Genomic DNA, 2564 nt, shown 5'->3' on the forward strand with positions numbered 1-2564 from the left:
CAGGGGCGCGGCTCGGCGCCGAGCGGGGCCGTGCCGGGGCGCACGACGAACGTCGCGTCGTGCCAGGAGGCCGACTCGCGCAGCATCTCCAGCGCGTGCTCGCGGAGCCGGAGGATCGCCTCCTCGGGCGGCAGCAGCCGCGCGGCGAGGACCGCCCCCGCGGTCAGCGGCGCGTCGGCCAGCGACGCGCCGAGCGCCTCGACCAGCGGCGTCGGCGCCGCGGCGAAGTGACCCTTGACGAGGAGCCAGTCGAAGAAGCGGTCCTCGCGGGCGTTGGAGACGACCGCGGCGACCGAACCGTCCTCGAGCACGAAGCGGCGCACCAGCTTGCGCCGCGTCACGTCGAGCGCGCCGGTCGCGCGCACGACGTCGAGCGTGCCGAGGAGCCACGGCAGGGAATGCGCGGCGAGACGCCCCTCCGAGGGGAGCGAGATCGTCGCCGCGCCGGACATCGTCCTCTCGTCTCCGCGCCGCGTCAGCGGGCGGGGACCTTCTCGAGCGGCGCGAGCCGCGGCTTGTCCGCGTTCCGGAAGTACTCCGGCACCGCGTCGAACGCCGCCTCGGCCGAGGCGCGGTCGCGGTAGGTGCCCCAGAGCAGCCGGTAGCAGTTCTTCTTCGCCGCGGGCACGACGAAGAGCGAGTTGTCCTTGACCCGCGCGAACGCCGACTTGATCGTGTCCGGCTTGCAGGCGTAGAGGACCTGCACCGAGTACGAGCCGGACGGGGCGTTCTGGGCGTGGATCGCGCCGAGCGTCGCCGCGTCGTGGATCTTGCCGTCGGCGACGAGCTTCCGCGCCGTGCCGCCGACGCTCTTGCCGCCCTTCGCGCCGTTCGCCTTGGCCGACTTCGTCGTCTTGGCCGCGGGCTCCGCCGCGGCCGGGGCGGCCGCCGCGTCGGCGCCGCTCTTCGCCTTGGCCGACTTCTTCTCGGCGGTCCCCTTGGCCGTCTTCTCGTCGGCCGCGGCCTTCGCCTCCGCGTCCTTGGCCGCGCCCTTGCGCGTCTTCTTCGACGGCGCGGCCTCGGCCGTCTCCGTCGGCGCGCTCTCCTCGGCCTTCGCCGCCTTCGCGGCGCGCGCGTCCTTGCTCTTCGCGGACGCGGCCTTGGCGTCGGACGACTCCTCGACCATCGACGGCAGCGGGCGCGTCTCGACCTTGGAGTTCGCCGGCTCCGGCTCGGCGGTCGGGGCGGGGAGGTCCGCGGCCTTCTCCGCGGGGCGCGCCGCGCCGGGCGCCGACTCGCCGTAGAGGCCGCCGCGGCCCCCCGCGGGGGTCTCGGAGGTCACCGACGAGGGGAGCGGCGCGGTGCCGCCGGCCGCGTCGGGCTGCGACACGCGCGGCTGCACGACCTGCGCCGCCGTCGGGCCGGCCCCGAGCTTCTCCGTCCCCGAGGACGAACCGCCGCGCAGCCAGAGCGCGACGCCGACGAGCAGCACGACCGCGCCGCCGATCAGCGCCGCGAGCAGCAGGAACCGCCCGCCGCCCGACGGAGCGTCGTCGTCGTCGTACTCTTCGTCCCCGTCCTCGAAGGAGATCGGGCCTTCGTAGCGAAGGTCGTCGGAGTCGCCGAACTGCTCTTCGTCGAGGTCTCGGTCGGAGCGCCGCGGGCCCTCGTGGCCGCGGCCGTTACGGTCGCCGGATCGCATCCTTGGAACGCCTCCGCGGCCGCGCGCGGGCGCTCGGTCGCTTCCGGCATTATAAGATGCGGTCGGCGGCGCGCGACGCCGCGGGAGAGCGGGGAGTGGAAGAGCGCTGCGATGCGGTGGTGATCGGCGCGGGCGTCGCCGGTCTGCGGGCCGCGCTGCTGCTGGCGGACGCCGGGGCGCGCGTCGTCGTCGTGTCGAAGGACCCGTCGGACGAGTCGAGCAGCGGCCACGCGCAGGGCGGCATCGCCGTCGTGCTCACCGGCGAGGAAGAAGAGATCGTCCTCCACAACGAGGACACGCTGCGCGCGGGCGCGGGGCTCTGCGACGCGCCGGCGGTGGACGCGCTGGTCCGCGACGGCCGCGAGGAAGTCCTGCGGCTGATCGAGTGGGGCGCGCGCTTCGACCGCGACGGCGAGCGGTACCACCTCACGCGCGAGGCGGCGCACTCCCATCCGCGGATCCTCCACGCCCACGGCGACGCGACCGGGGCCGAGATCGTCCGGGCGCTCGTCGAGCAGGTCAAGAAGCGGACCCGGTCGCTGAAGCGGGTCTCGGGCCTCGTGACCGGGCTCCTCGTCGGCGACGGCGCGGTCGGCGGCGTGCGCGTGCTGCGACGCGACGGCTCCTCGGTCGCGATCCGCTCCGCGGCGGTGCTTCTCGCCACCGGCGGCCTCGGCTGCTGCTGGCGCCGCACGAGCAATCCCCCCGACGCCACCGGCGACGGGGTGGCGCTCGCCTGGGCCGCGGGGTGCGTGCTGCGCGACATGGAGTTCGTGCAGTTCCATCCGACCGCCCTCGCGCTCCCCGGCGCTCCCTCCTGGCTGATGACCGAGGCGCTGCGCGGCGAGGGCGGGGTCGTGCGCGACCGCGACGGGCGGCGCTTCCTGCTCGACGACGATCCGCGCGGCGAGCTCGCGCCGCG

The 2564-nt window shown here is 75.6% G+C and carries 3 protein-coding genes; 1 reads left to right on the forward strand and 2 read right to left on the reverse strand.

Going from position 1 to position 2564, the window contains the following annotated elements; all coding sequences use genetic code 11:
* On the reverse strand, positions 1-452 hold a 452-nt coding region (locus LLG88_15530), incomplete at its 3' end, for a DUF4388 domain-containing protein (GenBank protein MCE5248319.1).
* 23 nt (positions 453-475) lie between these two features.
* Complete coding sequence (locus LLG88_15535; protein MCE5248320.1) at positions 476-1642, reverse strand: hypothetical protein; 1167 nt, start codon at positions 1640-1642, stop codon at positions 476-478.
* 95 nt (positions 1643-1737) lie between these two features.
* On the opposite strand from LLG88_15535, the gene LLG88_15540 reads away from it, so the two are divergent.
* The coding region (locus LLG88_15540; GenBank protein ID MCE5248321.1) for an FAD-dependent oxidoreductase at positions 1738-2564 on the forward strand (827 nt) is incomplete at its 3' end.

It is taken from the genome of bacterium (assembly GCA_021372775.1).
In the GTDB taxonomy this organism is placed as follows: domain Bacteria; phylum Acidobacteriota; class Polarisedimenticolia; order J045; family J045; genus JAJFTU01.

Coding starts and splice junctions, on each gene's coding strand:
- LLG88_15535 (MCE5248320.1), bottom strand. CDS start 1,642: ATGCGATCCGGCGACCGTAACGGCCGCGGCCACGAGGGCCCGCGGCGC.